General features: G+C 62.2%; 3 protein-coding genes. 1 reads left to right on the forward strand and 2 read right to left on the reverse strand.

Going from position 1 to position 2,822, the window contains the following annotated elements; translation table 11 throughout:
* Positions 1-41 precede the first annotated feature (41 nt).
* Positions 42-935, reverse strand: coding sequence for an AraC family transcriptional regulator (locus FEM54_RS29650; protein WP_138453965.1), 894 nt, complete (start codon positions 933-935; stop codon positions 42-44).
* Between the two features lie 181 nt (positions 936-1,116).
* Between FEM54_RS29650 and FEM54_RS29655 the strand changes: the two genes are divergently transcribed.
* The gene (locus tag FEM54_RS29655; RefSeq protein WP_017138342.1) at positions 1,117-2,169 is read left to right on the forward strand and encodes an NAD(P)-dependent alcohol dehydrogenase; all 1,053 of its coding nucleotides are present in this window, start codon (positions 1,117-1,119) and stop codon (positions 2,167-2,169) included.
* Here the strand turns inward: FEM54_RS29655 and FEM54_RS29660 are convergent.
* Positions 2,170-2,822 (reverse strand): IclR family transcriptional regulator (locus FEM54_RS29660; protein WP_138453966.1); only part of this gene is annotated, 653 nt, incomplete at its 5' end. It lies immediately after the preceding gene.

Genomic DNA, 2,822 nt, shown 5'->3' on the forward strand with positions numbered 1-2,822 from the left:
ATCGCAGGCAAGCCAGCTCCCACAGTTTTGACCGCGTTGTGTCAGGCGACCCGCTCTTCACCCGGGTTGCGCAAGAAGTAACGCTTATATTCCCGACTGAACTGCGACGTACTCTGATACCCCACGTTGTGCGCCGCCTGCGCCACGCCCAAGCCTTCCACCAGCAGCAACTGCTGAGCCTTCAACAACCGCAAGCGCTTCAAATACTGCACCGGCGACAGCAGCGTGCAACGCTTGAAGTGCTCATGAAAGGTCGACGCACTCATATGCGCATACCCGGCCAACGTCTCAATGTTCAGCGGCTCGGCGTAATGGGCATGCAGGTGATTCAACGAGGTGGCAATACGTGAGAATTGCCCTTGTTGTTCCACCAAGGCACGCAGCACATCCGCCTGTGGCCCGCGTAACGCGGTAAACAACACTTCCCGGACCCGCGCCGGGCCCATGATCCGGCTTTCCAGCGGATCGTGCAGGCACTGCAATAGCCGTTCGACGCTGCCGCGCATTGCATCATCGAGCATCACCGAGCTCATGGATTCCAATGTCTGCGCCGTCGGCGGCGGCCCGGCCTGCATGCCCATGGCCATGACCAGTTCGCCGAGCACCACGCGATCAATCCCCACGGTAACCCCGTACAGCGGCGCGTCGGGCGCCAGGGCAAAGGTTTCGCATTCGAACGGCACCGGCATCGCCTGGATCAGGTAGTGCCCGGCGCCATACTCCAGTGTGCGTGGGCCCAGATAGGCGACTTTGCTGCCCTGGGCCACAAACATCAGGCTCGGTTCGTAGATCTGCGGGCCGCGTGCCACGTCGCAACTGGCGCGCAATACCTTCACACCGGGCAGGTACGTCGGGGAGAAACCGTCACAGGGCGTCAGGTCCTCAATCAAGGCTACCAGCGTGGCGTTGGCATCGAGATGGCGGGTCAACAACATGGCAAAAAACTTCGTTAAAAAGGGATAAGAGCATCATCGCAGGTCTGAGCGCACATGAATCCAAACACAGGGCACTCCCGGACGAATAGGCATGAGGTTCGGAGCAATCGCCATGGCCGCATCCCGGCCCTGCGCGGAAAATACGCCGCCTCCCTAGTCAATCCTTTTGCGAGGTTTCTGCATGTACACCGCCATCGGTTATGCCGCCCAGTCGGCCACCACTCCCCTCGCCCCCATGTCCTTCGAACGCCGCAGCCCGCGCGCCGACGATGTGGCCATCGAGATTCTGTACTGCGGCGTATGCCACTCCGACATCCACCAGGCACGCAACGAGTGGGGCATCGCCGTGTACCCGCTGATGCCGGGCCACGAGATCGTCGGCAAAGTCACCGCCGTCGGCGCCAGCGTGACCGCGCACAAAGTCGGCGACCTGGTGGGCGTGGGCTGCATGGTTGATTCGTGCCGCCACTGCGACGCTTGCCATGCGGACCTTGAGCAGTACTGCCTCGAAGGCCCGACCATGACCTACGCCACCCCGGACCGGGTGGATGGCAGCAACACCATGGGCGGCTACTCCGACAGCATCGTGGTCAGCGAGCACTTTGTGGTGAAGATCCCGGCCAAGCTCGACCTGGCCAGCGCCGCGCCGATTCTGTGCGCAGGCATCACCACCTACTCGCCACTCAAGCACTACGGCGTGAAGGCTGGCGACAAAGTCGGCGTGCTGGGCATGGGCGGCCTGGGCCACATGGGCATCAAGTTCGCCAAGGCCATGGGCGCGGAAGTTACGCTGTTCACCCGCTCCGCGAGCAAGGCTGAAGAAGGCCGTCGCCAGGGTGCCGACCATGTCATCGTGTCCACCGATGCCGAGCAGATGAAAGCCGCCGCCGGCAGCTTCGATTTCCTGCTGGACACCATTCCGGTGCAACACGACCTGAACCCCTACCTCGACGTGCTGCGCTTTGACGGCGTGCATATCCTGGTTGGCTTGATCGAACCGGTCGACCCACCGGTGAACGCTGCCAAGCTGGTGCTGGGCCGTAAAGTGCTGGCCGGTTCGTTGATCGGCGGCATTGCCGAAACCCAGGAAGTGCTGGATTTCTGCGCCGAGCACAACATCACCTGTGACATTGAAATGCTCGATATCCGCCAGATCAACGAGGCTTACACCCGCATGATCGCCGGCGATGTGAAGTACCGCTTTGTCATCGACATGGCGACCTTGAAGGCCTGATCAGGCCTTAGCGCCCAACTCCGCTGACAGCCGCGCTGCGACCTGTTTGATCACAGGGATCAGCTCGGCCATCTTTTCCAGCGGCATGTAGGGCACGGTACTGGCGATGCTGATGCCGGCGACGATTCGCCGGCTGGCATCGCGCACCGGTGCCGCCACACAACGGATCGACGGTTCGTTGTCTTCCAGGTCGAACGCATACCCACCCTCCACGTATTCGCGCATGCGCTGCTCGAACTGCGCCCAGGATTGCTCCGGGTGCGCTGGCCATTGCTGGCTCTTGCCCTCGGCGGGCAGGCTGGCTTCATACAGGCGCTGCCACTCCTGCACAGAGTCATCCAGCAACATTGCCTTGCCCACACCGGTGCGCGCCAGCGGCATGCGATGGCCGACTCGCGAGCGCATTTCCGGGCCGTAGCGGCCGGGGTTCTTGTGCAGGTAGAGCACATCGTCGTATTCACGAATCGCCAAGTGGATGGTGTCGCCAGTCAGCGCCGACAGTTCATCCAGGTACGGCACCGCCAGGGTCACCAGCGGCAGTTCGTCACGGGCCTGAAAACCCAGTTCGATCAGTTTCGGCCCGAGCAAATAACCTACTTGCGGCACCACACGCAGGTAACGCTCCTCAACCAGGCAGCTGGCCAGCCGGTGGG

It is taken from the genome of Pseudomonas edaphica (assembly GCF_005863185.1).
GTDB classification, from domain to species: domain Bacteria; phylum Pseudomonadota; class Gammaproteobacteria; order Pseudomonadales; family Pseudomonadaceae; genus Aquipseudomonas; species Aquipseudomonas edaphica.

What these genes read in the sequence shown, in the direction of transcription:
- FEM54_RS29650 (WP_138453965.1), bottom strand. Translation starts at nt 935, where the DNA reads ATGTTGTTGACCCGCCATCTCGATGCCAACGCCACGCTGGTAGCCTTG.
- FEM54_RS29655 (WP_017138342.1), top strand. Translation starts at nt 1,117, where the DNA reads ATGTACACCGCCATCGGTTATGCCGCCCAGTCGGCCACCACTCCCCTC.